22 protein-coding genes and 4 pseudogenes are annotated in these 26,710 nt (G+C 59.4%); 14 read left to right on the top strand and 12 right to left on the bottom strand.

From position 1 onward, the window contains the following. Positions 1-31: 31 nt before the first annotated feature. From FQ705_RS28300 to FQ705_RS28325, 4 genes and pseudogenes are all read left to right on the top strand, one after another. The gene (locus tag FQ705_RS28300; protein ID WP_144147035.1) at positions 32-493 is read left to right on the top strand and encodes a response regulator transcription factor; all 462 of its coding nucleotides are present in this window, start codon (positions 32-34) and stop codon (positions 491-493) included. 42 nt (positions 494-535) lie between these two features. Then, positions 536-781, top strand: a pseudogene (locus tag FQ705_RS28305) (response regulator transcription factor); the annotation flags it as partial. A 1,062-nt stretch (positions 782-1,843) separates the two neighbouring features. Beyond that, positions 1,844-2,131: a hypothetical protein gene (locus FQ705_RS28315; protein WP_144147044.1), complete on the top strand. Its 288-nt coding sequence runs from the start codon at positions 1,844-1,846 to the stop codon at positions 2,129-2,131. A 1,140-nt stretch (positions 2,132-3,271) separates the two neighbouring features. Further along, a complete protein-coding gene (locus tag FQ705_RS28325; RefSeq protein WP_186308037.1) occupies positions 3,272-4,012 on the top strand; it encodes an SDR family NAD(P)-dependent oxidoreductase in 741 nt (246 codons plus the stop codon). A gap of 64 nt (positions 4,013-4,076) precedes the next feature. On the opposite strand, the gene FQ705_RS28330 is transcribed toward FQ705_RS28325, so the two are convergent. Both FQ705_RS28330 and FQ705_RS28335 read right to left on the bottom strand, forming a co-directional pair. After that, positions 4,077-5,390, bottom strand: a complete 1,314-nt coding sequence (locus FQ705_RS28330; protein ID WP_144147050.1) for an MFS transporter — start codon at positions 5,388-5,390, stop codon at positions 4,077-4,079. 109 nt (positions 5,391-5,499) lie between these two features. Next, positions 5,500-6,759, bottom strand: coding sequence for a sensor histidine kinase (locus FQ705_RS28335; RefSeq protein WP_144147053.1), 1,260 nt, complete (start codon positions 6,757-6,759; stop codon positions 5,500-5,502). Positions 6,760-7,026: 267 nt separating this feature from the next. Between FQ705_RS28335 and FQ705_RS28340 the strand changes: the two genes are divergently transcribed. Beyond that, the gene (locus FQ705_RS28340; protein WP_260854641.1) at positions 7,027-7,707 is read left to right on the top strand and encodes a cupin domain-containing protein; all 681 of its coding nucleotides are present in this window, start codon (positions 7,027-7,029) and stop codon (positions 7,705-7,707) included. A gap of 63 nt (positions 7,708-7,770) precedes the next feature. Here FQ705_RS28340 and FQ705_RS34675 read toward each other — a convergent pair. Continuing rightward, positions 7,771-7,965: pseudogene (locus FQ705_RS34675) on the bottom strand (alpha/beta hydrolase); the annotation flags it as partial. Positions 7,966-8,163: 198 nt separating this feature from the next. Between FQ705_RS34675 and FQ705_RS28350 the strand changes: the two are divergent. Together FQ705_RS28350 and FQ705_RS28355 are read left to right on the top strand one after the other, a co-directional pair. Then, positions 8,164-8,478, top strand: a pseudogene (locus FQ705_RS28350) (LysR substrate-binding domain-containing protein); the annotation flags it as partial. Between the two features lie 61 nt (positions 8,479-8,539). Further along, positions 8,540-9,127 carry a TetR/AcrR family transcriptional regulator gene (locus tag FQ705_RS28355; RefSeq protein WP_144147056.1) on the top strand — a complete coding sequence of 196 codons (588 nt, stop codon included), beginning with the start codon at positions 8,540-8,542 and terminating at the stop codon, positions 9,125-9,127. A 38-nt stretch (positions 9,128-9,165) separates the two neighbouring features. Here the strand turns inward: FQ705_RS28355 and FQ705_RS28360 are convergent, their stop codons facing one another. From FQ705_RS28360 to FQ705_RS28380, 6 genes and pseudogenes are all read right to left on the bottom strand, one after another. After that, a complete protein-coding gene (locus tag FQ705_RS28360) occupies positions 9,166-10,485 on the bottom strand; it encodes an ATP-binding protein (RefSeq protein WP_144147059.1) in 1,320 nt (439 codons plus the stop codon). After that, positions 10,482-10,864: pseudogene (locus FQ705_RS28365) on the bottom strand (DNA-binding response regulator). The gene FQ705_RS28360 and the pseudogene FQ705_RS28365 overlap by 4 nt, the downstream one beginning before the upstream one ends. Positions 10,865-10,871: 7 nt before the next feature. Continuing rightward, on the bottom strand, positions 10,872-10,994 hold the full coding sequence (locus FQ705_RS34680; RefSeq protein ID WP_260854643.1) for a hypothetical protein: 123 nt from the start codon (positions 10,992-10,994) through the stop codon (positions 10,872-10,874). Then, positions 10,991-11,362 (bottom strand): GFA family protein, encoded by a 372-nt coding sequence (locus tag FQ705_RS28370; RefSeq protein ID WP_144147062.1) that lies wholly within the window; start codon positions 11,360-11,362, stop codon positions 10,991-10,993. The genes FQ705_RS34680 and FQ705_RS28370 overlap by 4 nt, the downstream gene beginning before the upstream one ends. Before the next feature lie 60 nt (positions 11,363-11,422). Continuing rightward, positions 11,423-11,932: a cytochrome P460 family protein gene (locus FQ705_RS28375; RefSeq protein WP_144147066.1), complete on the bottom strand. Its 510-nt coding sequence runs from the start codon at positions 11,930-11,932 to the stop codon at positions 11,423-11,425. Positions 11,933-11,955: 23 nt separating this feature from the next. Next, positions 11,956-12,987, bottom strand: a complete 1,032-nt coding sequence (locus FQ705_RS28380) for an alpha/beta hydrolase (protein WP_144147069.1) — start codon at positions 12,985-12,987, stop codon at positions 11,956-11,958. A gap of 283 nt (positions 12,988-13,270) precedes the next feature. Between FQ705_RS28380 and FQ705_RS28385 the strand changes: the two genes are divergently transcribed. The 3 genes from FQ705_RS28385 to FQ705_RS28395 all read left to right on the top strand — a co-directional run bounded on the left by FQ705_RS28385 (position 13,271) and on the right by FQ705_RS28395 (position 15,655). Then, on the top strand, positions 13,271-13,729 hold the full coding sequence (locus FQ705_RS28385; RefSeq protein WP_260854644.1) for a hypothetical protein: 459 nt from the start codon (positions 13,271-13,273) through the stop codon (positions 13,727-13,729). Positions 13,730-13,751: 22 nt separating this feature from the next. Beyond that, complete coding sequence (locus tag FQ705_RS28390) at positions 13,752-14,921, top strand: MFS transporter (protein WP_144147072.1); 1,170 nt, start codon at positions 13,752-13,754, stop codon at positions 14,919-14,921. A gap of 434 nt (positions 14,922-15,355) precedes the next feature. Beyond that, positions 15,356-15,655: a hypothetical protein gene (locus FQ705_RS28395; protein WP_144147075.1), complete on the top strand. Its 300-nt coding sequence runs from the start codon at positions 15,356-15,358 to the stop codon at positions 15,653-15,655. 116 nt (positions 15,656-15,771) lie between these two features. Here the strand turns inward: FQ705_RS28395 and FQ705_RS28400 are convergent, their stop codons facing one another. Next, the gene (locus FQ705_RS28400; RefSeq protein WP_144147078.1) at positions 15,772-16,899 is read right to left on the bottom strand and encodes an aminotransferase class V-fold PLP-dependent enzyme; all 1,128 of its coding nucleotides are present in this window, start codon (positions 16,897-16,899) and stop codon (positions 15,772-15,774) included. A gap of 418 nt (positions 16,900-17,317) precedes the next feature. Between FQ705_RS28400 and FQ705_RS28405 the strand changes: the two genes are divergently transcribed. The 3 genes from FQ705_RS28405 to FQ705_RS28415 all read left to right on the top strand — a co-directional run bounded on the left by FQ705_RS28405 (position 17,318) and on the right by FQ705_RS28415 (position 18,721). Next, positions 17,318-17,530 (top strand): ParD-like family protein, encoded by a 213-nt coding sequence (locus tag FQ705_RS28405; protein WP_144147080.1) that lies wholly within the window; start codon positions 17,318-17,320, stop codon positions 17,528-17,530. Continuing rightward, positions 17,527-18,294: a type I methionyl aminopeptidase gene (gene map / locus FQ705_RS28410; protein WP_144147083.1), complete on the top strand. Its 768-nt coding sequence runs from the start codon at positions 17,527-17,529 to the stop codon at positions 18,292-18,294. The genes FQ705_RS28405 and map overlap by 4 nt, the downstream gene beginning before the upstream one ends. A 154-nt stretch (positions 18,295-18,448) precedes the next feature. Next, on the top strand, positions 18,449-18,721 hold the full coding sequence (locus FQ705_RS28415) for a hypothetical protein (RefSeq protein ID WP_144147086.1): 273 nt from the start codon (positions 18,449-18,451) through the stop codon (positions 18,719-18,721). Between the two features lie 89 nt (positions 18,722-18,810). Here FQ705_RS28415 and FQ705_RS28420 read toward each other — a convergent pair whose 3' ends face one another. Together FQ705_RS28420 and FQ705_RS28425 are read right to left on the bottom strand one after the other, a co-directional pair. Further along, positions 18,811-19,449: an EF-hand domain-containing protein gene (locus FQ705_RS28420; protein ID WP_144147089.1), complete on the bottom strand. Its 639-nt coding sequence runs from the start codon at positions 19,447-19,449 to the stop codon at positions 18,811-18,813. A 42-nt stretch (positions 19,450-19,491) separates the two neighbouring features. Beyond that, complete coding sequence (locus FQ705_RS28425; protein WP_144147092.1) at positions 19,492-21,102, bottom strand: GMC family oxidoreductase; 1,611 nt, start codon at positions 21,100-21,102, stop codon at positions 19,492-19,494. Between the two features lie 429 nt (positions 21,103-21,531). On the opposite strand from FQ705_RS28425, the gene FQ705_RS28430 reads away from it, so the two are divergent. Beyond that, entirely contained in the window at positions 21,532-26,658 is a 5,127-nt protein-coding gene (locus tag FQ705_RS28430) for an AAA family ATPase (protein ID WP_144147095.1), read from the top strand. The last annotated feature ends 52 nt before the right edge of the window (positions 26,659-26,710 follow it).

Raw genomic sequence — 26,710 nt, forward strand, 5'->3', positions numbered from 1 at the left:
CGGTTCGAAGACAGTTCTGGGAGACGATGGAATGCGCGTACTGATCGTCGACGACCATGAACTGTTCAGAGCCGGATTGGCGCTTCTGCTCACGGAGCTCTTTCCGCAAATCGAGTTGCTGCACGCGAGCACGTTGGCGCAGGGAATGAGTCATGCGCGTTGCGAGCTCCTGAACATCGTTTTTCTCGATCTCGACCTGCCGGATGGCCACGGTTCTAACGCTCTGGCCGAATTGAAGGAGTCGCGACCCTCGTTACCGGTAATCGTGATAGCGGCCGATGATCGAGTGGAAACCATCAGTCGATGCATCCAACTTCGCGCCATGGGATACGTGCCCAAATCTTCGCCGCCCGAAGCGCTTCGCGCTGCGATAAGTGCAGTGCTTGCTGGGGGCGTATTCCTTCCCGCCTCCAGCATGGCCAGTCTCAGTCGTGATAGGGACACTGACGAGGCACGGCCAAATGGACCTGACAATAGACAACCTCACATTTGATCGGGAACGAGCAATGCATCCGAGCTCGGACTCACGCCGAGAGAGTTCGAAACGTTGGCGTGGCTGGTGCGAGGGCTTCCGTCCAAGGCGATTGCCCTGAGAATGGGGCTCGAGGACATTACGGTACGGAAGTACATCAGTCATCTGCTCGCGCATTTCAATCTGCGGCGCCGCACGGAACTCATCGTCATGCTGGCGAATAATGGGATCAAGCTCGGAACCCCGCCGGTCACGGACCCGGCACTTGACCGAAGCATGCCGGCTGCTGGGCTACAAGCGACCGACTGACTTCAGCCAGTGGTCTTTCTGGCCCGGCCCTGTCGCATAACGGCGCGAACGTCTCAGCGAACTCGCAAGGTGCTTGAGCAAACACTGATTCGGCCGTGACGAGCGCGACGGAGAATCGCCCTCGTTGACCTTGCAAATCTTGGTGACGACGATATCCAGCATGCGGCCCCGCTCTTCAACCGACCAGAAATACAAGAGGCAATATTTTCGCGCCACGGATTGGACGGGCTCGAGTAGCTCTCACCGACCGTGACTAACCGGGTAGACGTCATCCGAGTATCCGACATGTCACCGGAATCGGACGATGACAGTGCATACATCTTTCGTCGACGATTGCTGTCCACCGCCTACGCATGTGCGTTGCGACGGCGGTTCGCCTGACCAACAATGATTACGACAGCAACGCTGTGCTGAGTGGCATTCGTCGAGTGTACCCGGCGCACCGTCTGTATTCTGGCTCGAGCGTGACACTCTCGATGCGCGTGGATTTCGAGCTCAAACTGCGAATATCTAATCGCAAGAGTGGAAAACTCAACGTAGATAAAGGAGTCAACATGAAATCACCACTAATAGTCGCATCCACTGTGGTGCTGTTTGTCATGGCCGATGTTGCGCATTCGCAAAGCACACCGCAAGCCCCTCAGCCAGCCCCGCAAGACAGCTCCGCAACACAAGCGTCGGACCCGAGTGCAGGGCTGGAAGCATACGGCGGCACGCCCGAAACACGGGTACAAAGCGGTACAAAACATGTCAGACCGTGCCGCATGGATCCGCAGTGCAACGTCTTTTTCGGAGGGAGTTAATAGAGATCTAGAGGCGCGATGGCCTCAAGATCAAGCGGAATGGGCGCCATAAAGAGCATTGGAGGTCGCGAAGCTCGACTTCGGAATAGCTCGCCAGTTGCAACTGGCAGGACGTCACAGTTGCTGTGCGCCAAGGCCAACTCTTCCTGGTCTCAATCAAGCCTTCATGGGACCGCTCATTTGAAACGACTTCGCGGCTGAGCGTTTCAGGGAATTCTTTCCCCGGCCGCAGGTTCGACGTCGCTAACGCAATCCGTTGATGATGAAAGGTGAAGAAATGAAAGTGCAACCATCAGCTGTGAGCATCGCGCTATTTCTGCTCACCGCAACCGGCGCCGCCAACGCTCAGCAAATGCAACCGTCAGACGTCACTAGCCATTCAATTGGCCAGCAGCCGATAGATTCATCGAAGCCGATGATGCCAATGAACGGCGATAGTCCGTGGGACGATGGAGCCCAACCGGGCGGACGAAACGGTTACGGTAAAACCCGAGACGGTCAGCCCTGCGTGGTGGGTCTGTCGTGCGATATCTATCAGGGTAGTTAGCCTCGGTGGCAGAATTCAGAACTCCGATCGATGCCGACCATTGCTAGTCCTATCCTTGCGTCGAACTTTGGTAGCTGGTCCTTCTGAGTCATTCAGAGGTCCATGCCTCACTGTCCCCTCTCGCGGAATCAGGAGACGCTCTCCGTAGACTCATCGCCTCCCGACTCTCTCGCGGGAACGTCGGCGGAGGCTTGTGTCACGTCAGAAAGCGAATCCTGTTCGACCATCTCGATGGTAGCGACGAGCCCAGTTGTCTGGCAGGCATGGCGCTCGAGCAAAGTTTTTAGTTCAGGGCGCAGTCCATCGCCGCGTTCGGCCGCGAGCGAGTGAAACGATAGTAACGGCAACATGATCGGACTCCAGTCAATGAAGGACAGGCGAGCCGTATAACGACGATCGGATTGGCGACCAGGTCCCCGCAGGGGATAGGTGATCCGAGCGCACGTTCTTTATCCGACGACGTCGCCTACTGTGCGATTGCCTGGACACGATACGACAGCCGGTTAGCGCGGACACTCCGATTCTTGCTGACTTATTACCGCGAGCACAAAATAATGCTGACACAACACGGCTACTGCGTCTTGTTGTACCCGCTTACTTCGCGCAGTGGTCGTCGCCATTCGACGATACGCTTAGAGAGAAGCGTCAACGTGATCCGAATGCCGGCTTATCGAATGGCGCTTCGGCACTCAGGACCAGCACGTAGATCGCGTAGCGCTTCTCCTCGAGCATACGTAGCTCAAGGCATCGCCAACATCAGCTTGTTATTGACAGCTCGATCCACAACAACTATCCTTGAACCGTGGCTAGACCGCGATATTTCGATCGAGAAGAAAAAAGGGACACGCGCCACGCACGTGTTTTGGGAGAAAGGCTGGTTTCCTGACGCCTGACTGAACGTGTCTCCGACGAAACGCTTGAGGCGAAGTCGACCCCGCCATTGACCGCGTAACACCGCCTTCTTGCTGATCACGAGGCAAGGCACACAACTCGACGCCCGCGCGGGTGGCGACACGAAGAACCCGCGCATTCTGCGCCAGGTTAGCAATCAACCGCCTTACGTCGCGCCGGATAACGAAAATCCTGGTGGGACCCAGGCTTGCCTATTTATGGACTGAATAGTCCACAAAGGAGATGAGAATGAGCAATAGTCGAAACCTCGCAGGAAAAGTCGCTATTGTCTTTGGCGGTTCGCGAGGCATTGGTGCGGCATCAGCTAGACGCCTTGCAAACGAGGGAGCCGATGTCATGGTGACTTACGTGTCGGCACCAGAGCGAGCGGCCGAAACCGTCGAGGCAATCGAGGCCGCTGGACGAGTCGGCGTTGCCATCAAGGCAGACAGCGCTGATCCAGCGGCAATCGAAGCAGCTGTCGCGGCGACTGTGCATCGATTTGGTCGACTGGATATTGCGGTTGTCAACGCCGGCATCCTGTTGCGTGGCGACGTTGCGTCGGTGAGCGTGGAAGACCTGGATCGAATGCTGAATGTCAACGTCCGTGGCGTCTTTCTCGCCATTCAGGCTGCGGCAGCGCGTCTCGCTGACGGTGGCCGGATCATTACGATCGGCAGCAATACCGCAGTGCGAAGTGGGCATTCGGGATCGAGCGTCTACGCGATGACAAAGGCTGCTGTTGCAGTGATGGTGAAAGGTATCGCTGTCGACCTCGCAGGCCGTGGCATCACAGTCAACAACATTCAGCCAGGACCTACTGTCACCGACATGACGGTCGAGCATATCGAGAGGATCACGCCGCTGATTCCGCTCAAGCGGGCGGCAGATCCGGACGAGATTGCTGGTCTGGTTGCGTACCTCGCCAGCAAGGAATCGGGTTACATGACAGGCTCCAGCCTCACTATCGACGGTGGCATGGCGCTATGACTGCCGCTGCCGGTCCGGGTTTCGTCTCGAACCGGTATGCAGGTCAGCCTTCATGCGACACGCTCTAGTCAATCCGCTTGTTGTATGTCTCCGGTGCGGCTAATGCAGCAGCAAGTGTGACGCCCGCAAGCGCGATGATCATGATCGATATGGGCCAGGTCTTGCCTCCGCTTTCACGCATCAGGATCGCGGCAACAAACGGCACGAAACCTCCTGCAAGCGCGCCCCCAAACTGGAATCCCATCGAAGCGCCGGTATAGCGTAAGTGTGTCGGGAAAAGTTCCGACATCCAGGCCGATTCAAGCGCGAACATACTGGCGTGGCCGAGATTGACGGCGACCACAACCGCGATTGCGATGGTCAGCGGATTGCGCGTGTCCAGCAAAGCAAACAGCGGAAACGCGAACGCGATGGTAAACACACACCCTGCAATGAAGATCGTTCGACGACCCAACCGGTCAGACAGCCAGCCGAACATCGGTATGGTAAAAAGCTCGACCACTGCGGCCATGAGCACGCTGTTGAGGATCACTTCCTTAGGTAGCCCGAGATGCGCGGTAACGTAACCGATCGCGAACACGGTCACCACGACGACCAAACCGATTTCGGATAGTTTGAGGCCGGTGGCCAGAAGAAAGGAATGGCGTTGATCCCGAATGATCGCTAGCACGGGTATCCGCGCAATTCGTCGTTCCGAGAAGGCGGTCTTGAACGCCGGCGTTTCAGCCACACGCAACCTTATGAACAGCGCAAGTCCCATCAATATAAAGCTGAACCAGAACGGAATGCGCCAGCCCCAACTCAGGAATCGCTCGGAATTGATCGGCGCGAGCAGCGCGAAAGCGCTGACCGAGGTGACGATACCTAACGGCCAGCCGAGCTGAACGATGCTCCCGAAAAGGCCACGGCGGTGAACAGGGGCATGCTCGATAGCCAGCAATACCGCGCCGCCCCATTCGCCGCCGAATCCAATTCCCTGAACGACCCGCAGAAGCACTAGCAGGATCGGCGCTGCAACGCCAATCTGTCCGTACGTCGGCAAGCAGCCGATCAGGAAAGTGCCGCCGCCCATGATGACGACAGTGAGGGCCAACGTGGTGGTCCGACCGAAGCGGTCGCCGAAATGCCCGAACACGATCGCACCGACAGGACGAGCGATAAACCCTGCCGCATAGACGCCAAAGGCGACGATCGTGCCGATCATCGGATCGAACGAAGGGAAGAAGAGCTTGTTGAAGACCAGCGCAGTGGCGGTCCCGTACAGGAGAAAGTCATACCATTCGATGACTGAGCCAAGAAGGCTTGCAAACAGTATGGTGGTCGCACTGGAACTGGGAGCGCGGTTTATCACTGTCGAATGCGAGACCAGGTTTGGCATGTCGGTTTTTCGCTAGAGGCCTGCGGACGTGTCGCGTCATCAGTCGCCCATGCCGAGCTCCCAACGGCGCAAACCTGTGAAGCAACATTTTTGCATTGTAGCCAAAGCATCAAGGAGCGGCAGGTAGAGTGAAATAGAACGTCGCGCCATGTCGGGTGTTGTTAAGCGCCCAAAGCCTGCCGCAATGCGCTTCAACCACCGTACGGCAAATCGCGAGTCCCATACCCATGCCGTCGGCCTTGGTCGTAAAGAAAGGGGAAAACATCAAAGGCAGGTCCTGCACTCTAAAGCCGGTTCCACTGTCTTCCACCATCACCAGAAGCTCTTTGCCTTCGGACATGCGCGTCGCAATGAAGATTTTTCGTTTGCGATCCCCAACGTCGGCAAGCGACTGCACGGCATTGTTAAGGAGATTGATGAGCACCTGCTGCAACTGGGTGCGATCGCCGGAAATAGTCGGCAATCCCGGCGCAAGCGACGAGGTGCAGGTGATGTGGTTTTTTTCGAAGGTCTCGCCAAGCAGAGCTTCTGTGCTCTCAACCAGTTCGTTAATGAAAATTGGGGCGGTTGCCGGTTTCTCACCGCTCGCCAGCCGGCGGATTTGCTGAATGATGTCGGTAGCGCGATAGCCGCTGCTGACGATACGTTGCACGCAACTTCTGGCTTCTTCCGTCCCCGCAGTGCCCATTGACATCCATCGAATACATGCCTGGCCATTCATGACAATGGAGCTAAGCGGTTGTGCCAGGTCGTGAGCGACCCAGGCACCGACCTCGCCTATTGGGCCCGGGCGTTTCTTTTGCGCCAGTTCCTGTCGCGAAGTATTGAGCTCGAGTTCACTTAGCGCGCTGGACGTAATGTCCATCGCGACTCCCACGTACTGACCCGATGATGGGTCGCGTCGCTCGGGATGTGCACGAACACGAACGTACTTGACGTTGCCACCCGGTAGGGTAAGGCGCAGGCGTAGGTCTGGGCCTTCCTCCTTGTCGGCCGGGTCGTCGAGCGCCTGCCGCAGCAGAACGACGTCTTCCTCACGTATTCTTTTATATACATCGGCCAGCACGAGATCCGTACCCGGATCAAACCCGAAAATCTCATAGGTGACGTTTGACCACGTTAGTTCTCCGGTACGGGTATTCCAGCCGAAGAAGCCGGCCATACTCATGGCCTGAAGGTCCTCGACGAATTCGTTCGTCGGATCAATCCTGCTGATGACCTTGGTCGTGGACGAAAACCCTGGCACCTGGCCAGCCGGCGCGTCTGTAGTTTCGCGCGAATGGGTACGCCGCCCCTCTTTTTTGCTGTCCGAAGGGCGTGGCTCGGTTCCTGGCGAAACCGGTTCCTGATTCTCGCGAGATCCGTTCATGTTTCGTCTTTGGTCGCGTGATTGCGAAAATCGCTTCGGCGGTCGCTGTGTGATCAAACCTCATCGACTAACGCGACTGCGCGGCGTCTCCCAATTATGCATTTAGTTTCCCCGTAGAACAAAATTTGAGCGTACGCGATTTTCTGCGACCAGGATTTGTTGAATTGCACGCCTGACATGCCGAAGGATTCAGTAAGTTGTGTTTTAGGAGACAGCGCCGTAGACTTTCGTTATCCCAAGCAGCGCAGGATAAGAGGCGGACGGGCGATGGGTCAGACAAATGCAGATACGAATCCGCCCTCCGAAGAGCACTCGTTCGTCGGAAGGAAAAATGCTGGCTCGAGAGTGGCCACGAACGACACTGCCGCCGAAGAACAGCGGGTTTGCATGCGCTTGCGCGCATTGATGCGTGATCGAGGAGTGACGCTGGATGCGTTAGCCCCTTTGTCGGGGTTTAGCAAGGAGTATCTCGCCAAGATCGTGGACTGCATGGAGGCGCCGCCCTTCGCCACGCTGGCGCGCCTTGGCCACTGCCTCGGTGAGGATCTCAGCTATTTTTTCGTCGATGCACCCGACGATGCTCAAGCAGAGGTCGACGACTCGCCAATCTCCGTCGTTCACAGTTGGGAGCGTCGCCCCGTTTCGAAAGGTGGCACCGCCTATGGGTTCGAGTTCGTTACGCTTGAACACAAGCTGGCTCACAAAAAAATGGAGCCCTTTCTATTTACGTTCGTTGAAGGCGTAGAACACGAGGAGTACTTCCAGCATCCTGGCGAAGAGTTCCTATATGTCATGTCCGGTTCCATCGAGTTCGAGGTGAAGCTCGACGGTCATGCGAAGATCTGGCAGCTGGAAGCTGGCGACTGTCTTTATTTCAATTCGGTTACGCCGCACCGCGTGACCAGTATCAGCAATATTTCACAGGTCATGATCATCGTGACGAGGTAGAGCGTGTCGGGAACCTCACGCTAGCCTTGGACGCTCTCCCCGGCACATGTATCTACTGCCTTTCGAATCGACGTTCGTGACGTGCGCACCGATGTCCTTGGCCATGGTCTGTTGCAAGTGCGGGTCGATCATCCTGTCCTCGCCGGCAACCGCGAAGTAAGACGGCTTCTCGTGCCACGCCGCTGTCGTGACCTTGTCGTTCAGGCATCCCGATGTCCACGGCCCTTGCGTTGCGGCGATCATGCGCCGCTGCGGCAGCCCCGTGCACCAGTACGACATTTTTTCCCTTCAACCCCCGGGGCGGTGCAGCGTGCGAAACCTGCAATACGAACCAACCACGGAGTAGCAGCGCGGAGCCGAAGAGTTTCCTGAGAAGCTTAGTCATTGATCTTTTCCGACAGAATTGAAGTAGCGTTGAGGTGACCAACCCGCTTCCTCGTGCGCCCACGCGCGCAGCATGTCGTGGCGATGCTTGAACTGACCGAGAACGTGACGATCCGCGCGACGCTGACGACCAACTCGCTGGGCGCGTTAAAGCGCTTCGTGACGGTCGGTCATTGCATGACGCTGATCGGTGAATTTGCCGCTTACCGCGAACTGGCAGCCGATGAACTGACCACGGTCCCAATTGCGCATCCGCTGTTCGAGAACGCTCAGGCTAGAGTGCTGATCAAAACCGATCGGCCGCTCGCTGCAGGGCCGCTCGAATTGCTCAAGTGGATTCAGGAGCGCATGCCAATGTTCGCGTCGAGCGCCCCGCAGACGGCCTAGCAAAAATCGGGTTTTACCGATACTTATTGACAGAACAGTCCACAATCAGTACGATGGAGGCATGGTGAGACCACGTGAATTCGACCGGGAGGAAGCCTTGGATTGCGCCATGCGCGTGTTCTGGTCCAAGGGCTATTCGGGCACGTCCACTGAAGAGCTGCTTGCGGCCATGGGAATTGGTCGGCAGAGTCTCTACAACGCGTTCGGCGACAAACGCAAGCTGTACCTCGAGGCACTGGATCGCTATCAGGAGCAAAGCGTTTCAGAGCATATCGCGCGGTTGACACGCGGCTCTTCCGCGCTCTCCGGCATCAAGGCGTTGCTACTGGGCACGATCGCTGACAACGCCATCGACCGTGCAAACGGCTGCATGGGCGTCAACAGCGCCAGCGAATTCGGTGCCACGGACGCCGACGTGAACGCAATCAGAGCGGGCGGCGCGAAGCGGCTCAAGGAACAACTCGTCGCCCGGATTGCAGAAGCACAGCTTAACGGCGAGATCGAGCCGCAAATGAACGTGGAAGAAGCGGCGCTATACGTCGGCGCCACCATGCAAAGCCTTCAGTTGAACGCTCGCGCGGGCATGGCGCCCGCTGCGCTTCGGCGTCTGGCAAAATTCGCAGTCGAGCGACTGGCAGTGCGTTCGTAGCGAAAAACGGAAAACGCTACGCGGCGAAGCGGCGTTCGTCAGTGCAGGTTTTTCAAGGTCAATCTGGCTTCCAGGCCGCCGCCCACGCGGTTATGAAGCGAGAGCGTGGCATCCATCGCGAGCGCCAACTGGCGCGCAATGGCAAGCCCGAGACCTGTGCCACCCGTGCTGCGGTTGCGCGATGCTTCGAGCCGGTAGAACGGCTGGAACACCGCCTCCAGCGACTCCGCCGGTATGCCCGGCCCGCGGTCCGAGACGGCAATCGTGGCGTGGCCATCCGGCGACGCCGCGACATCGATCTGCGCTGAGTCGCCGAACTTCAGTGCGTTGTCCACCAGGTTGCCAACGATCCGGCGCAGCGCCTGCGGGCGTGTCATCAACGGTGCGCCGAAGTGGCCTTGCAGCGACACGGCCTGATCGGCATCGACGTAATCGCAAACCAGACTGTCGAACAGTGCGTCCGGGTCGATGCGAAGCGGCACTTCGGTCGCGCCGTGCAGCGTGCGGGCATACGTCACGCCCTCTTTCACCAGCGCTTCCATCTCCTGCAGGTCCTGACGCAGCTTCACGCTTTCCGCCTCGCTCTCCATCGTGTCCACCCGCAGACGCATACGGGTAATCGGCGTTTGCAGATCGTGCGAAATCGCCGCAAGAATCTGCATGCGCTCGGTCATGTACATCGCTATCCGGTCCTGCATCGAATTGAATGCTCGCGCGGCGCGCGCCACTTCGGACGGCCCGTCTTCCGGCAAGCGGGCCGCTTTCAGATCGGGACCGAGTGTGTCGGCCGCCTCGGCCAGCTTGTGCAACGGGCGCGTCGCCAGGCGCACGGCGAACCAGCAGCACGCCACCAGCACCGCCAGTTGCAGCAGCATCACCAACACCAGCCAGCGCGACAGCGGCGCGCCCGACATCGGCCGCATGTCGATCGTCAGCGGCGTGCCGTCGCTGAGTTTCAGATGCACCTGCAGGCGCTCGCGGTCGCCCGGCGCCGAGTTCACGGTGAGCGGATAACGCGTGCCGATGCCATCGGCAATGGATTGCGCGACGCGTGCCGACAATTGCGCGTCGAGCGGACCACCGGTTATGCCCGGCCCCAGGATGAATTCATAGCTGCGCCGCGCGAGGCGCGGTAGCCACTGCGCACGTTCGTCCGCCGGCAGATGGTCGAGCAGCGCAACCGAGCTGGCCACCTCGCGTTCGATGTACCCCATCATCACGTTCGTCATGGTCTGGTCGCGCTCGGTCCGCGTCAGCCAGAACGACAGCGCCTGCGCCGAGGCCAGCCCCACGAACAGGATCACGGTCAGCCTTGCGAACAGCGTGCGCGGCCAGCGCAGCGAAGCGGACGGGTTCATTGAGGCTCCTCGATTGCGATGACCGCTGCCGAGAAGACATAGCCTTCGCTGCGCAGCGTCTTGATGTAACGCGGCTCGCGTGCGATGTCGCGCAAACGCTGACGCAGGCGGCTCACCATCAGGGCGATCGAGCGGTCGAACTGGTCGGCCTGGCGCCCCTGGGTCAGACTGAGCAACTGATCGCGAGTAAGGACCCGCTGTGGGTTGTCGAGAAACACCCGCAGCAAACGATACTCTGCGCCCCTCTCAGCAAGGTATGCATCTGCCGGCCGTTCGCGGCGAGCGAAACGCGCATGCCGTTTTTCTCGAGGTAGCCGGCGATCAACTCGCGAATGCCGCGATCGTCGTCGACTACCAGTACATGGTCGATCGTCTCCATGATGGCATCAGCGCTTGGGACGTTTGACCTGCACGCGGCTGGCCGTGACCAGCTCGCACTGCAGCGGATGCGTCATTTCGGTGGTGAAACCACCCGCGATGAAGGCAAGGATAGCGAACAGGCGTTTCATGCGTCCTCCACCACCGAGAGGCTCGCGCCATCGGCGACGCCGGCTTCGAACGCATACGGATCGACCCCGTCGAGGCAGCCGATGTTCACACGCCAGAGCGCCGGATCTTTGCGCGTCTGATGGAACGGGTAGATGCCGCAATGCTTGCAGAAATAGTGCTTCGCTACGCGTGTATTGAACTGGTACACCGTCAGCGAATCTTCGCCCTGCAGGATCGTCAACGCACTTTTGGGGAACAGCGGCGTCATCAGCGCGCCCTTGCGCCGGCACAAACTGCAGTTGCAGCGCGCCGCCGGCAGAAAGGGAGTACGAAGTTCGAATTTAACAGCCCCGCAATGGCAGGAGCCTTTCAGCAGATCGTCGCTCATCAGAGTCTCGGTGAAGAAATAGTGGCGGCCTATAGTGCACGGCCGAGGCGGACGTCGCCGTCACGGCGCAAATCGCGTAAAGACATAGTCGCGATCTTTCACACGCGCCGCATGACAGGCGAAGCAGGTCTGATGCTGCGCGGCGTCGACCGGCTGTCCGTTGACGAAGCGGCCAAAACCCCAGCCGCCCGTGGAGGCATAGCGGCGCGAATCCTTCACCATCACCTGGACTGTCGTGGGCGCGCCGGGAATCGTCGCCGAAGGGAATTCCGGCGACTGCTTACGCTTGTACGCGAGCTTCACCAGAATGGTCCCGTCGGGGTACGGCAGCGTCGCGTTCTCGATGGCCTCGATGGCAGCGGGATTACCGAGCACGACGCGCAGTTCGTCGAGCGGCGCGGCTTCTTCGGCCGGGGCGATCATTTGCCACTTGCGGTAGCCATCGGGAATCGTGACCCCGTAGATCGGCGACGGCGCCGACTTAGCAGGCTCCGCAGCGGCGTGATCCGCCACGACGCCAAGCAGAAGCGCCGCGTGAAGCACGAGATGGACAGTCCGAATTCGTCGCATTTGCATGTCTCCGTTGCGTACGATCAGAAACGCGCGACGTCGATGATCGCATCGGCAAACGCCTTCGGTGCCTCTTGCGGCAGGTTGTGGCCGATACCGCCGCCGATGTTGCGGTGCGCGTACTTGCCGGTAAACTTCTTTGCGTAAGCCGCCGGTTCCGGATGCGGCGCACCGTTGGCGTCGCCTTCCATCGTGATGGTCGGCAGCGAGATAGTCGGCCCTTTCGCCAGACGGGCTTCCAGAGCATCGTATTTCGACTCGCCCTGCACCAGACCCAGGCGCCAGCGGTAGTTGTGAATCACCACTGCCACGTGATCCGGATTGTCGAACGACTGGGCCGTGCGATCGAACGTAGCGTCGTCGAAATCCCATTTCGGCGATGCGAGACGCCAGATCAGCTTGTTGAAGTCGTGACGGTTCTTGTCGTAGCCCGCGTAGCCGCGGTCGGTCGTGAAGTAGAACTGATACCACCAGGCCAGTTCCGCTTTCGGCGGCAACGGTGTCTTGTTGGCTTCCTGGCTGCCGATCAGATAGCCGCTCACCGACACCAGCGCCTTGACGCGCTCCGGCCACAATGCAGCGATCACATCCACGGTACGTGCGCCCCAGTCGAAACCGCCGAAAATGGCCTTATCGATTTTCAGCGCGTCCATCAAGGCCACGATGTCGACGGCAACCACTGCCTGCTGGCCGTTACGCGGCGTGTCCGCGGACAGGAATCGCGTCGTGCCGTAGCCGCGAAGATACGGCACGATGACGCGATAGCCCTGCGCGACGAGCAAGGGCGTGACTTCGGCAAAGCTATAGATATCGTAGGGCCAGCCGTGCAGCAGGATCACGACCGGGCCATTCTGCGGACCCGCTTCCGCATAACCCACGTTGAGTGTGCCGGCGTCGATCTGTCGTAGATTGTCGAACGAGGTGACGCGCGCGCCCGCTTTGGTGTCAGCCGTCTGCGCATTGGCGATTCCGCTCAAGCCCAATTCCAGCAAGCTGAGGCCCGCAACGGTGGTGCCGAGCAGACGGCGGCGGCGGATATTGATCTGATCAGACATGGCTCGTTTCCCTTTGTGTACGAAAGCTGTGAAGGAGGTAGCGGCAGTCAAGGGCTCCTGTGAGCCCTGCCACGCCTGGCAGCGCCTACTCGACTAGCATGGACGCATTAGACCCGGCCGACGTATCTGACTTATGTCCGCTTCGGCCGCCGGTGCAACGTTATGTATCGCTCAACGATCCAGATACATTGCGATACAAAAGCCGATAAGAGCGAATGTGCCGACGCTCGCACTCGACTCATGCGTCGATCCGGCGAAAGCCAATTGACAGAATTGTTTCTCGATGTGTACACCGTTCGCGCTGATACACAGCCTTGCAGAGAACTACCTCGGCTTCCCCACCGGCGTATCGGGCCATGAACTGGCGGGCAACGCGTTCGTGCAAGCCGTGAAGTTCGGCGCAGCTACAGGCCAAATCCGAAGTCCTCAATCTGGGCGGCGCCATACCAATCAACTTCAGGACAAACTGCGGCGCGCCACGGAAACCGCGAAGCGGGCGCTGAAGAAACTGGACGCGCACATCTTCAAGGAAAGCGACCAGAGCATGTATTTGTGGGCTGCGCTGCCCGAGTGGCCCGACTCGTTGAAACTCGCCAAGGCGATGCTCGAGCGCGGCGTCACCCTTGCACCGGGCGCCGTGTTTTCGCCCACACCGGACCAAGTGTCAGCATACTGTCGGTTCAACGTTGCCTATCTCGCCGACGAACGGTTCGTCAACGCCTTGCGGGCGGTTTCGGCTTAGGCTTTCATAAGGGTTCGGCGTCATGCGACCATTGAATGCACTCTTCGTGCTGGCCGGCACCTTGCTCGCGGCGAGTGGCTATGGCGCGACGTTTCTGCTCTCCATGCATTTCCGGACCGCCGGCGGCAGCGATCTGAACACGGGTGTCGCGCTGGTCGAAGCCATGATCGGCACCTTTCTCAGCTTGCCGCTGGTCGACTGGTTCGCGCCGCGCATCGGCGCCGCTCGTCTGAGCGCGCTCGCGGCCCTGTGTATTGGTCTCGGTGTCACCGCCTTCGCATTGGTCCCGCCGATGAGCGCGCTGGGTTCGATGCCCGGCTTCCTGGTAGGCTTCGGCTGGGGTGCATTCAGTCTGGCCGCGCCCATGACGCTCTCGGAGCGCACCAGCGATGCCGAGCGCGGCGCCTGGTTTCTGCGTTTCGGCACGATCCAGATGATGGGCATCGGCGGCTGCCCGGCGGTGGCGGCGTTTGCGATTCGCTCGTTGCACTGGTCGGTCGGTGGCGTGCTCTATGTCGTCGGTGGTCTGTGCGCGGTTGCGGCGCTACTGCTGGAAATATTTGCCCGGCGTTCGCCGCATTCGTCCACCTCGCTCGTCCAGGTGCAGGGGCTGCGCAATATCGGAGCCATTGTCCGCACGCGCGCGGCTTATCCGATCCTTATGATCGCGCTGTGCGCCTGCGTCTTTTCGGGTTTGATGACCTTCCAGATGTCGCTGATGCAAGGCACCGGTTCACAGGCGGGCGCCTTTTTCAGCTTCTACACGTTCACGGTCGTGGTGGCGCGTTGGCTGCTCGGCCGGCTGGTCGTCAACGTGCCTCGCGAAGCTGCCACGAAAGTGCTGCTCGGCTTGATGGTGCTCGGCGTCCTCGCCATGTTCGCCGCGCCGTATCACCCGATGTTCCATACCGCGAGCGCCGTGTTGCTCGGCACGGGTTATGGCCTTGCCTATCCGATCATCCAGGTGCAGGCCGTCAACGATTCGCATGCGATACACCGCCAGGCTGCGTTGACGTGGTTTGTGGTGGCGTACTTCGCCGGCGTGTTCGGCTTTCCGGCTGTGGGAGGCTGGGTGCTGGTCCACATGGGCAAGGTCGCATTGATCACGCTGATCGCGGCTTGCGGCCTGACAGCCTTCCTGCTGTCGATCATGCGCGACAGACGTAGCGCCGGGTCGCTATCGAAGGCTTAGCCGCCTGCCGTGAGCGCATGTTGCGTTTGATGATTGACCTGCGCGCGTCAACCGAGATCAGGCCGAGCGCCGCCGTTGCGTAATAGACTGGTCCGGGCGCGAGTCTTCAGGCAGCGGCGGTAGCGTCTGCGGCGACCCGCCGAGATAAGCGGGCACGATGTCGCGATGAGGAACTGCTGAGCTGAAGTGCCGGGAGCACGCACGTGTGGTCGAGCGTTCCTGACAGGTTGAGAGCTACGGGATTTTCGCGATCGACATGACCACGTATCAGGCTGGAACGTTCAATTCTATTCGCTTCACTGCGCGCAGCAACCCTTTTGTTGTTTCGAACCCAACACCGCTCACGTCGCCCGGCAGGTTTGTTCTGGATGTGCAACGATAGACGTGCAACTCGCACTTGTCTGAGGACGCTAGACAACTCAACGGGGTGGTAGATGAGAGAAAATGCCGAGACGCTATTCGTCGCTTCAGAGGACATTGCCACAGCGTTAAATCTGCTGGAGAGCATCGAGGTTGAGGTCGGGTTCGATAGCGATGACCCGGAGAGCGTCGAGCAGGCGATTCTCTCCGTCGAGGCGGCAATCAATACTCGCCTAAGTGGCCATCGCGGCGATGCACGCATCGAATCAGCCATCCTGCGCGTCAAATTGGACTTCCGGTGTGCGATCCTCGACCACGCTTCTTCCGATGAAGACGATGATGAGGCTATCAGCAGCGTCCACGCCCTGCACTGATGTTGTCAAACCCCTATCACTCGATCCCCACTGGGGATCGAGCGACGCACGTCACGAAGCACTGAGCGCGGTTGCCGGTGAAAGCGGTTAGGACCTGCACGGTCCGGACGAGCACGCTAGACAATACTGCCCAACGCCTTGGCAAGCCGGCCCACCGCGCCTTCAACGTCATGCAGTTTGTCCAGGCCAAACAATCCGATCCGGAAGGTCTTGAAGTCTTCAGGCTCGTCGCATTGAAGAGGAACACCGGCCGCAATCTGCAGACCTGCGTCGGCGAATTGCTTGCCGGATCGTATGCCGTCATCGTCCGTGTAGCTGACCACGACGCCCGGAGCCTGAAAACCTTCGGCTGCAACGCTTCTGAAACCCGCACGAGTCAGCAGTGAGCGAATGCGCTTGCCGAGTTCAAGCTGCTCTGCTTGCACCTTGTCGAAGCCGTATGCCTCGGTTTCCTTCATGACGTCGCGCAGCGTCGCGAGGCTGTCTGTGGGCATCGTGGCGTGGTACGCGAAGCCGCCACCCTCGTAGGCTTCCATGATCTGCAGCCATTTGCGGAGATCGCAAGCGAAGCTGGTGCTGGTTGTTGCGTCGATTCGCTCGCGGGCAAGGGGGCTCAGCATGACCATTGCACAGCAAGGCGAGGCGCTCCATCCTTTTTGCGGTGCGCTGATCAGGACGTCTATGCCGCTGGCCTGCATGTCGACCCAGATCGTTCCGGAGGCGATGCAATCCAGTACAAACATCCCGCCGACGGCATGAACGGCGTCGGACACCGCCCGCAAATAGGCGTCGGGCAACATGATCCCGGATGCGGTTTCGACATGCGGCGCAAAGACCAGATCCGGTTTGTTTTCCTTGATCGCCGCGACCACTTCTTCGATCGGAGGCGGCGCATAGGCGGCCTGCCTTCCCGGTTCGATCGGACGAGCCTTCAACACGATCGATTCAGACGGAATGCCGCCCATGTCGAAAATTTGCGACCAGCGGAAACTGAACCAGCCATTGCGGATGACCAGACATTTTTTGTTAGTCGCGAACTGCCGGGCCACGGCTTCCATGCCGAATGTCCCGCTGCCCGGGACAATGACGGCCGACTTTGCGTTGTAGACTTTTTTCAGGCTGCTGGAAATATCGCGGACCACGCCCTGGAAGAGCTGCGACATATGATTGATTGATCGGTCGGTGTAAACGACTGAATATTCGAGGAGTCCCTCGCGGTCGACATTGGGAAGTAAGCCTGGCACCGTCGCCTCCAGTAATAGACGAATAATTAAATCGAGAGCAGATTTTAACGAAAGCCACCTGCAACGACATCGGCTCGGACGCCTGTTGCCCATCCGGCAAGTTTCGGCGTGAACCGGCCGTCGAGCCACGCCGGTTTGGAACGCTCCAGTGCGAGTGTGCCATGAAGACCGAGGGGGATTGGAACAAGGGCTAGCCGGTGCCCAGAGTTTAATCCCCGCAATCGACCGCCGACCGCGCAGCTGTGACCTCTTCGATCTGCGGGTTTGCGATGTCACCCGCATCGATCGTGCCTTGCCGCGGAAAACGTTTCGGTCTATTTCAGCAACGATCCAGGTTACCAACGAAAGGTGAGGCCCGCTTGCGCTCCCACGCAGTAAGCGTATATGATCTGTATATGTTTCATATATCGAGGATGCCATGGGCATTGTAAATATCGACGACGATCTGCACGATCAGATCCGCAAAGCGAGCCAGGTTTCGTGCCGTTCGATCAACGCGCAAGCGGCGTTCTGGATCAAGATTGGCATGCTGTGCGAAATGAACCCGACACAGAGTTTCCATGAAATCGTTACGCAAGAACTGCGAGCAGCCGGCGTGAAGCCGCAGGCCGTCAGGGTGGCGTCGACGTGACCAAGCGGCCAGAAGAAATCCTGTTGCTCGCAGAGTCCGGCAAATTGCTAGCCGATGTGTTTGAGCATCTGGACGGGTTGAACATGATCGGCATGTCGACGATGCAGGTGAACGATCTGGTCGATGGTCTCATCGTCAACGAACTCAATGCCCGCCCCGCAAGCAAAGGTCAGTATGGCTATGCCTACGCGCTGAATTCCTCTCGTAACAACGTGGTTTGCCACGGCGTTCCGTCGGCGACCGAGATATTGCAAAGCGGCGATATCGTTAATTTCGACATCACGTTAGAGAAGAACGGCTATATCGCGGATTCCAGCAAAACGTATCTGCTTGGTGAGGTATCGCCTGCGGCCAGGCGGCTCGTGGAAATCACCTATGAAGCGATGTGGAAAGGCATCAAGGCCGTTCGTCCCGGCGCGCGACTGGGGGACATCGGGCACGCGATCGAGCGGCACGCACGGAGAAACGGTTATTCGGTCGTGAGGGAATATTGTGGCCACGGCATTGGGCGCGAAATGCACGAGCTTCCTCAGGTACTGCATTGGGGAAAACCGCGAACGGGTCTGGTGCTACAAGAAGGCATGGTGTTCACCATCGAGCCGATGATCAACCAGGGACGGCATGCCGTTCGGACCGAGGACGATGGCTGGACAGTCGTTACGCACGATGGACAACTGTCCGCGCAATTCGAGCATACCGTCGCCGTGACGGGAAACGGCGTGCGCATCCTGACGCTGCGTTCAGAGGAAAAGATGTTGAATTGACGTCTTGCTGAACGTGAGAGACGTCCTGACTCATAGCGGGCAGCGTCATAACCGACGTTTGGACTGCGATAATCGGCTCGCGGCGCTGTCGGCGCCAAGGCGTTAAGCGACTTAGTTACGCTGGACTGACTTGAGCAATCGCAAGGAGACCTGGATGATACGCAAGATGCTCAACGCTTCGCAGCTTCAGCAAGAGGTCAACCGGCGGATCCATCGACTGCAGGAAATCGTCGAAGATGGCGTGAAGATTCGTGTGCCTCGGCCACAGTTGCAAGAGGCTGACAAGACCGGCTGCAACTGGAACATGGCTCACTTCGGCAACGCGGTCGGCTTCGAGCGCGACATAGAGAACGTGCTCAAGGCTGTGCGTGCGGAATACAACCTCAGTATTGAGGTGAAAGACACGGGTAACCCGTTTGGGGACTAACGGTGAGGAATACCGTTCCTGTCTTTTGTATTCAACACTGCTCCCGAAGCGCTGGTTAGAGCGCGCGCCCGCGCGCCCTCCAATAAAGCTCAGCCAGCCGGTTTTTCAGCTTGCACAAACGACGACTCGACCGCGCCAAACTCCGAGGCGTCAACTGACCCGTTGTGGTTAGTGTCCATCAGTTGAAGAATCGATTGAGCGAATGGACTACTGCCGTCCTTCAATGTACGGGCGAGGCCGACCAGAAACTCTTCGTTCGAGATCGAACCGTCCTGGTTGGTGTCGAAGGCCTCAAACATTTGATCCGCTTCGTCTTTCGTCGCACCGAGCTTCGAGGCGAATTTCTCGAAGTCCGATTGCGACACGGAACCCTGCGCTGTCGGACCTGCCTTCGCCACTTTCTGCCACAACGCGCTGAATTGCTCAGGGGTTTGTGCGTTCTGGAAGTCGTTAGCCGTTAAACCCATACTCGCAAAGCTTTCCGTTTCAAACGTGATGCCCGCCGCTGCGAGCGACGCGAGTCCCTGAGCCCCGGGAGTGAGCGAGATCATGCTCGACGAGGACTGGGAGTCCGTTGAAGTTGACGCCCCCGTGTTTCCGGAGGATTGCGCGGCATCGCCGGCGGCCGCTGCGCCTGACGAGTCAGCTGTATTGGCGGTGTCCGAGGACTCTGCGCCTGTAGGCTGATACGTTTGTCCAACCAGTGTACTAATGGATGAAACAGACATGATGAGCTCCGGTCAAGTTATAGATAGACGCTTCTTCTGAATTTATGACAGACGGTCCCGCTGTAGGAATAGTGCTGCCTGCTCGCCAATCACCACACTGGGCGCCATCGTGTTTCCCGTCGTCACACGAGGAAGAACCGAGGCATCGGCGACACGTAGACCTTCAACGCCGTATACCTTCAATTCCCCGTCGACCACGGACATTTCGTCACGGCCCATTTTTGCAGTGCCGCACTGGTGCCAAAACGTACTGGCTGCATCGCGGAAAAACTGTTCGATTCCATTCTCGTGCAAAGCGCCTTGCATGATTTCGCGGCCGCTATAGGGGCGTAAAGCTTCCGAATTGCCGATCGCTCGCGCGGTGGCGAGCCCCGCCATCAGATCTTCGAGGTCCTGCGCCTCGGCGAGATAGTTTGCCTCGATTCTCATCGGGTCCGACGGGCTTGCGCCAGTCAGATGGACCGAGCCTCGACTACTCGGCCGCATACCCACTACCAATGACCAGGAAGACGCAGGCGGACTGAAGCGCTTCGCGATCTCCGGCGTCGTTACTGGACCTTGAATGGCATACGCGTAAAAATTAGGGCTCCCGATATCGTCACGCGACTTCCAGAAGCATGCAGTCTGACTTCTCGGTTCAGCGGGCAAGGTCTTGCCGGTGTTTTCCCACGCCCACCCAAACGAAACATGATCGTGGAGATTACGCCCAACACCCGGGAGCGATTGCACGACTGGAATGTTGAAGCGGGCCAGTTCTGCGCGGTCGCCAATACCGGACTGCATGAGCAACTTCGGCGTGTGAATCGCACCCAGAGAGAGGACGATTTCGCCCGTGGCATCGACGTGGATCGATTTGCCCCGGTGTTCAAAATCGATACCTGTGGCACGGCGCTTATCGAAGGTAATCCGAGTCACCAGTGCGCCAGTCAGTACGGTGATATTAGGCTGATCCATCAACGGATAAACATAAGAGCGGAATAGCGAACGTCTTTTGCCGTCCGTCACTGTTTCGTCGACGAGCGCGCACCCGCCCTCCGCTTCCATCATGCGACCGTTTGCGTTGGGAAAGCGGCTCAAGCCCGCCGATTCGGCACCCTTGAGCAGCGCCGTGGAAAATTCGTGAGGATTCGCTGCCGGCTGGACATGCACTGCGCCACCGGTACCGCGGTAATCTGGATCGGGGTTTCCGTTCCAGCTTTCGATTCGATTCCGGTAGAGCGCGAGAACGTTTTCGTAACTCCACGCTGCATGCTCTGTTTCAGCGGCATAAAAATCCCAGTCCGCCTGATGCCCTCTTGACCAGGTTGATACGTTGATACTGGACCCGCCGCCGAGCCCTTTCCCCATCGAGTAAGGAATAGCTCTTCCGTTGAGATGCGGGTTGGGTGCCGCGGCAAAGCCCCAGTCGAATTCGCTACCCAGCGTCATTGGCCATTTGTTGGGATCGGAAATCAGATCGGCTTCGTCGTCGAGGCCTGCTTCGAGAAGCAGCACCTTGACCTTGGGATCAGATGCAAGTCTTGCTGCGACCACGCAACCTGAAGTCCCTGCTCCACAAACAATATAGTCAAACCTGGATTCCAGATTCAACAGAAGTTCTTCCTGGTTCTTTCGCGCTCGTTCTGTAAAGCCTGACACGGTGTCGTTTCTCATGATTCCGGTACCTACATTTCTTCAATTGAAGGGGTGCGGCGAACCAATGGTCATTCCCCTGCACTGAATACGATGCGGGACGAACGCGCTCGAGTCGCGATCCGCGTGCCCAGATGATTGCGTCGCGTCTACTGTAGAGGAACTGCTTAGGCGCACGAGCATTCAAACGGCTCAAAAAATAGCGCGTTCGTCTCAAACTCGCCATCTGGAAGATTCGTGCACGCCTTCAGAAGGCCTACACCGGGCGGCCGTGTAGTAGCGTGCGATCAAATAGAGTTGATTACAGCCACAGCGCTGAAAGAAGAGGATTGCAAAGCGGCCACGGCAATATACTGTCGGCATGAGAACAACCGGTTCGCGATGTTCTAGATCGCAAGATCTCTGCGGCTACAGACAGATCACGACGAATTTCTTTTTACAACGGCGCCCATGACGGAATTGACCGACTATTCACTCGTCCTGCTTCGCCCCGCGCCGCGGGTGCTGCAGCGTGGCACGAGTCCTACGGCGGCACGGGCTCTGTTCGCGTCGATCGAAAACCCACACGCTGAACGTGACGCTTCTCGCCGGCTACATCACGAATACGATTTGCGCGCCGAGTTACATTCACCCTGGGCGGCACGGCCAACCGACCTGCTGCATCAGAACAACAAGCTCGTGCTGATGCTGGACGATCCCGGCGGCGACCTGCTCCGTGACAAATGCCGGGCGCCCTTGCCCATCGACGTTTTCCTGCGACTGGCAACCGGCATCAGTTCCGCGTTGAGCGGTGCGCATGAGCAGGGTCTCGTTCACTGCGACCTGAACCCCGATAACATTCTCGTGACCCCGGACGGCGCCGCGCGGCTGACAGGATTCGGCTGTGCGTTTCGCAACGACCCGAAACATCGCGAAAGCGACTTGCGGCATGCGGGTCAGGGCGCAGTGGAATATATGGCTCCCGAAGTGTGTGGGCAGATGAATCGTCGCATCGATGCACGCGCCGATCTGTACTCGCTCGGTTGCACGTTCTATGAAATGCTGACGGGCAGCTTGCCGGCCGCCGGCGACGACCGGCTGGCGCTCGTGCATGCGCACCTCGCCCGGCGCCCCGCGCTGCCATCCGAGCTGGTCGCGGGACTGCCCAGACAGATCGAGATAATCGTCATGAAGCTTCTCGCGAAAGGTCCCGAGGAGCGGTATCAGTCAGCCGCCAGCCTGAGCGCCGACCTCGAACGCTGCGAGACGATGTGGAGGGCCGGCGAGTGGATCAGCCTGTTTCCGCTGGACATACCCGGCCTGTCCGGGTACCAGCGCACCTCGCAGCAACTGTTCGGACGAGAAGGCGAAACCGGCGTTCTGCGAAGCGCGTACGAGCAAACTGCCGCCGGCGAAGCGTCGCAACTGATTCTGGTGAACGGATATTCGGGTGCCGGCAAGACCTCCCTCGTGAGCCAGTGGACCAAAGAGCTCGGTGCGTCGTCGCATCTGTTCGCGGCCGGCACCTGCGAGCAGGTCAATAGCTCGACGCCTTATGTGGCGCTGATTCAGATCATCGAGCAACTCGTCCGTCCCATTCTCGGCGAAGATCAGGATACGTTTCTGGTATCGCAGCGTCGTCTGCTCGACGCGCTCGGGTCCAAGGCACGCATGCTGTGGACCGTCATCCCCGACCTGAAACTGATCCTGGGCGATAAGTTCGCGGATGACGGCGCGACCGTGCCCGTCGATCGGGAGCGATTCCTGACCGCCGCTGCCGATCTGATCCAGGCGTTCTGCAAACCCGAGCGTCCACTGATTCTTTTCTTCGACGATCTTCAGTGGTCGGACGAAGGCACGATGAGCGCACTCGTGCATCTGAGCGAAAAGTCATGCGCGCCCTATCTTCTTCTGATCGGTGCTTATCGCAGCAATGAGGTTGGCGCGGATCATCCGCTGCGGCAACTCATGGCATCTGAGCGCGCCAATCTGCAACACCTCGAACTGGCGCCGCTCAGTCGTGACGACACCGCACGGTTGATCGCGAGCACCCTGCAATGCTCGCTCGAACAGGTCAATCCCGTGGTCGATCTCGTCGAGGAGAAAACCGGCGGCAATCCATTTTTTGCCACTCAGTTCGCAATCGAACTGGCGCAGGAAGGCCTGATCGAATTCGAACACCAGTCCAGCTTGCACGTCCGCGACATCGACCGCATTCGAGCCAAGGCCTACACGGACAATGTCATCGACCTGATGCTGCGCCGCCTGGACCGGCTCGGCGCCGCGACACGGTCGGCGCTGAGACATTTTTCCTGTCTGGGCAGTTTTGCGCCGGTGACGACACTCGCAACAGCCATGGAGTGTTCCGAGGCCGATCTCCACGATTCGCTGATCGACGCCGTGCGCACCGACCTCGTGTATCTCGCCGAAGACGCATATCACTTCAGACATGACCGCTTTCGCGAAGCCGCCTATGGTTCGATGACGGAGCACGGGCGAATCGCCCTGCACCTCGAGATCGGCCGGCGCATGATCGCGCGCGTGATCGACGACCAGACCGTCGAGGATGTGTTCGACATCGTCAGCCAGATCAATTTCGGGATTGAGCAGGTTGCGCCGGGCGACGAACGGCGGCGCTTCGCCAGGCTGAACATCATGGCTGGCAGGCGAGCCAAAGCGGCGACGGCCTATGCTTCGGCACTGACCTATTTCGTCGCTGCGGCTGCGCTATTGAACACCGAACCCGAAGACGAGACCACGCATTGGGCCGAGTTCTACCGTGCCGACTGCGAATGCCTGCTAGGCATGCTCAAGCCCGCCGAGGAACGGCTGCTAAGGCTGGGCACTCGCGAGATCAGCATGACGTTGCGCGCCGAATTGACGCGACTGATAACGGGTCTTTACACCGCGCAGAGTCGCGCCGATCTCGGCATGGAAGCGGGCCTCGACTATCTGCGCCGCCTTGGCCTGCATATCGAAGCAAGGCCGACGCACGCGCAGGTCGACGAGGCATTTGCCAGTCTGCAGCAGCGTATCGGCGACCGGACAATAGCGGAGCTTGCGCAGTTGCCCACGATCAGCGATCCGCTCTGGCACAGCGCCATCGAGGCGCTGGCGGACATGATCCCACCCGCGCTGTTCATCGACGTGAACCTGCTCGACATCATCCTGCTGCATGTAGCGAACCTTAGCGTCGAGCACGGCTTGTGCGATGCATCGAGCTTTGGATTCGTCTTTCTGAATTTTGTGTACGGCGCGCGCTATGGCGACTATCCAAGCGGCTATGAATTTGGGAAGCTGGCCATTCAGGTGATCGACCGTTGCGGCCAGTCGCGCTACAAGTCGCGGGTCTACATGCGCTTTGGCAGCCTCGTGATTCCGTGGACCCGACCGCTCGACGAGTGCACGCTGTTTGTCGAACAGGCTTACCGGATTTCGTCGGAAATCGGCAATCTGGTATTTGATGTCTCCAGCGCGAGAAACGTGGCGAGTCTTCTGCTTCTTGCGGGCGCGCCGCTCGAAGAGGTTCAGCGCGAGGCGGAAAAAGGCTTCTCGATCGCGAGCGCTTCACGGTTCGCTCTGTACCTCGGGGTATTGGGCGGCCAACTCGAACTCGTGAAAGCCCTTCGCGAAACGGGCATCGTGGGTCACCCCTCTATCGACGAACCCGCGCGGGACACGACGACCAGCGTGGCATTTTCCGAGTGGACGTACCGTCTGCAGGCCCGCTTCACATTCGGACAGACCCATGCGGCGCTCGAAGCCGAACAGATGGCCCGGCCGTCGCTTGGTGCGTCGACAACCATTCTCGAAGTCATCGACTATTACTTCTACGGTGCGCTCACGCGAGCCGACGCTTATGCGGCGGCCGTCGATGAAGACGCCCGCCGCATTCATTGGGACGCGCTCGCAGCGCATTCCGCCCAGTTGGCTACCTTGGCGCAAGCCTGTCCAGTCAACTTCGCGGGCCGCAGTGCCCTCGTCGCCGCACGGATCGCCCAACTCGACGGGCAAGAGGATGCTTCTGCTCGCGCGGAACACCTCTACGACGAAGCGATCCGCCATTCAAAAGCGAACCGGTTTTTGCCGATCGAAGCAGTGGCCAATGAACTTGCGGCTTCGTTTTTCCTGACGCGCGGACTGAGGGAAAACGCGCACGCCTATCTGCGCGACGCGCGTCATGCTTACGCGCAATGGGGCGCCCACGCCAAGACCGATGAGCTGGATCGTCGCTATGGCTCGCTGCGCGAAATGGATCCCCCCGCCATGGCACCACGGCTGGAAGATCCGGCCTTTCAGCAACTCGATATCGCGGCCGTCATCAAGGCGTCGAACGCTCTCGCCAGCGAAATCGTTCTGGCCCGCCTGATCGAAACATTGGTCACGACCGCGCTGCAACACGCAGGAGCCAGGCGCTGCGTGCTAGCCCTGGCGCATGGCACGGAGATGCGGATCGAAGCGCAGGCGCGGGTAAGGTCGGAACGCATCGACGTTAGCGTCGCCTCCTCGCCGATTTCGTCTGCCGATGTGGCGACCTCGGTGGTACACGCCGTCGTTCGCACGGGCAAGCACGTGGTGCTGGACAATGCCTGTGAGATCGGCGCATTCGTTCGCGACGAGTATGTGCAGCGCAACCGCTCCCGCTCGATTGTCTGCACGCCGCTCCTTAAACAGGCGAAGCTGGTCGGGGTGCTCTACGTAGAAAACGAACTGGCCGTCGGCGCGTTCACGGCCGACAAGACTGCCGTGTTGTCGGTACTGGGAAGCCAGGCTGCGATCGCCGTGGACAACGCCCGACTCTACGAAGACCTGATCGAGCAAAACCGGGCGCGGGCGAAAGCCGAAGAAGCGCTGAGCAGCGCACTGGCCAACCTGGCGCGAATGACGCGGGTGACGACCATGGGCGAACTCGTGGTGTCGATCGTCCACGAGGTCAGCCAGCCGCTCATGGCCATTCAGACGTCGGTCGGCGCCGCTTTGCGCTGGCTCGACCGGCCGACGCCCGAGGTCGCCGAGGCGAGGGTCATGCTCACCAACGTCGCCGAAGACAGTTTGCGGGCGTCACAAGTCATCAAAAGTCTGCGGGCGATGGCGAAGCAATCGGAGCCGACTTTCAGCGTGTTCGATCTCGGCGATGCCGTCTTTGAAGTGCTGACGATGTTGCGCGGCCAGATACAGGACCATCGTGTCGAAGTCATCCACCGCCCGCCGGACGAAGTACGGGTGAATGGCGATCGTATTCAGGTACAGCAGGTCGTGCTGAACCTGATCATGAACGCGACCGAAGCCATGAGTGCCGTGGACGAACGCCCTCGCGTCCTGACCTTGGCATGCGAAGCGCTGCAGGGACAACGCGCCCTCGTACGAGTCGAGGACACGGGGCCGGGGCTCGCCCCCGAGGTGGCCGAGCGGCTCTTCGAACCATTCGTGACGACCAAGCAATCGGGCATGGGCATGGGGCTGTCGATATGCCGGTCCATCGCCGAAGCCCATGGCGGTGAACTGACGGTCGCGCCGGGCGATCCTCACGGCGCCGTGTTCAGTCTGGTCCTGCCCGCTGGCGGGATGGCAGAGCAGGACGGCCGCGCGCTTCAATAAGTTCGTGTTTGCGTGCGGTCGTGCAGGGTGCACCTACCGCACGCACACTTTC

Source organism: Paraburkholderia sp. BCC1884 (genome assembly GCF_900996225.1).
Taxonomy (GTDB): Bacteria; Pseudomonadota; Gammaproteobacteria; order Burkholderiales; family Burkholderiaceae; genus Paraburkholderia.

Bases quoted from the DNA above. Each gene is read 5' to 3' on its own strand.
- FQ705_RS28420 (WP_144147089.1), bottom strand. From the start codon at position 19,449: ATGTCTGTTTCATCCATTAGTACACTGGTTGGACAAACGTATCAGCCT.
- FQ705_RS28395 (WP_144147075.1), top strand. From the start codon at position 15,356: ATGAGAGAAAATGCCGAGACGCTATTCGTCGCTTCAGAGGACATTGCC.
- FQ705_RS28370 (WP_144147062.1), bottom strand. From the start codon at position 11,362: ATGAGCGACGATCTGCTGAAAGGCTCCTGCCATTGCGGGGCTGTTAAA.
- FQ705_RS28300 (WP_144147035.1), top strand. From the start codon at position 32: ATGCGCGTACTGATCGTCGACGACCATGAACTGTTCAGAGCCGGATTG.
- FQ705_RS28375 (WP_144147066.1), bottom strand. From the start codon at position 11,932: ATGCGACGAATTCGGACTGTCCATCTCGTGCTTCACGCGGCGCTTCTG.
- FQ705_RS28335 (WP_144147053.1), bottom strand. From the start codon at position 6,759: ATGAACGGATCTCGCGAGAATCAGGAACCGGTTTCGCCAGGAACCGAG.
- FQ705_RS28355 (WP_144147056.1), top strand. From the start codon at position 8,540: ATGGTGAGACCACGTGAATTCGACCGGGAGGAAGCCTTGGATTGCGCC.
- FQ705_RS28380 (WP_144147069.1), bottom strand. From the start codon at position 12,987: ATGTCTGATCAGATCAATATCCGCCGCCGCCGTCTGCTCGGCACCACC.
- FQ705_RS28330 (WP_144147050.1), bottom strand. From the start codon at position 5,390: ATGCCAAACCTGGTCTCGCATTCGACAGTGATAAACCGCGCTCCCAGT.
- FQ705_RS28325 (WP_186308037.1), top strand. From the start codon at position 3,272: ATGAGCAATAGTCGAAACCTCGCAGGAAAAGTCGCTATTGTCTTTGGC.
- FQ705_RS28390 (WP_144147072.1), top strand. From the start codon at position 13,752: ATGCGACCATTGAATGCACTCTTCGTGCTGGCCGGCACCTTGCTCGCG.
- FQ705_RS28340 (WP_260854641.1), top strand. From the start codon at position 7,027: ATGGGTCAGACAAATGCAGATACGAATCCGCCCTCCGAAGAGCACTCG.
- FQ705_RS28405 (WP_144147080.1), top strand. From the start codon at position 17,318: ATGGGCATTGTAAATATCGACGACGATCTGCACGATCAGATCCGCAAA.
- FQ705_RS28425 (WP_144147092.1), bottom strand. From the start codon at position 21,102: ATGAGAAACGACACCGTGTCAGGCTTTACAGAACGAGCGCGAAAGAAC.
- FQ705_RS34680 (WP_260854643.1), bottom strand. From the start codon at position 10,994: ATGAAACGCCTGTTCGCTATCCTTGCCTTCATCGCGGGTGGTTTCACC.
- FQ705_RS28385 (WP_260854644.1), top strand. From the start codon at position 13,271: ATGTGTACACCGTTCGCGCTGATACACAGCCTTGCAGAGAACTACCTC.
- FQ705_RS28415 (WP_144147086.1), top strand. From the start codon at position 18,449: ATGATACGCAAGATGCTCAACGCTTCGCAGCTTCAGCAAGAGGTCAAC.
- FQ705_RS28315 (WP_144147044.1), top strand. From the start codon at position 1,844: ATGATGAAAGGTGAAGAAATGAAAGTGCAACCATCAGCTGTGAGCATC.
- FQ705_RS28360 (WP_144147059.1), bottom strand. From the start codon at position 10,485: ATGAACCCGTCCGCTTCGCTGCGCTGGCCGCGCACGCTGTTCGCAAGG.
- FQ705_RS28430 (WP_144147095.1), top strand. From the start codon at position 21,532: ATGACGGAATTGACCGACTATTCACTCGTCCTGCTTCGCCCCGCGCCG.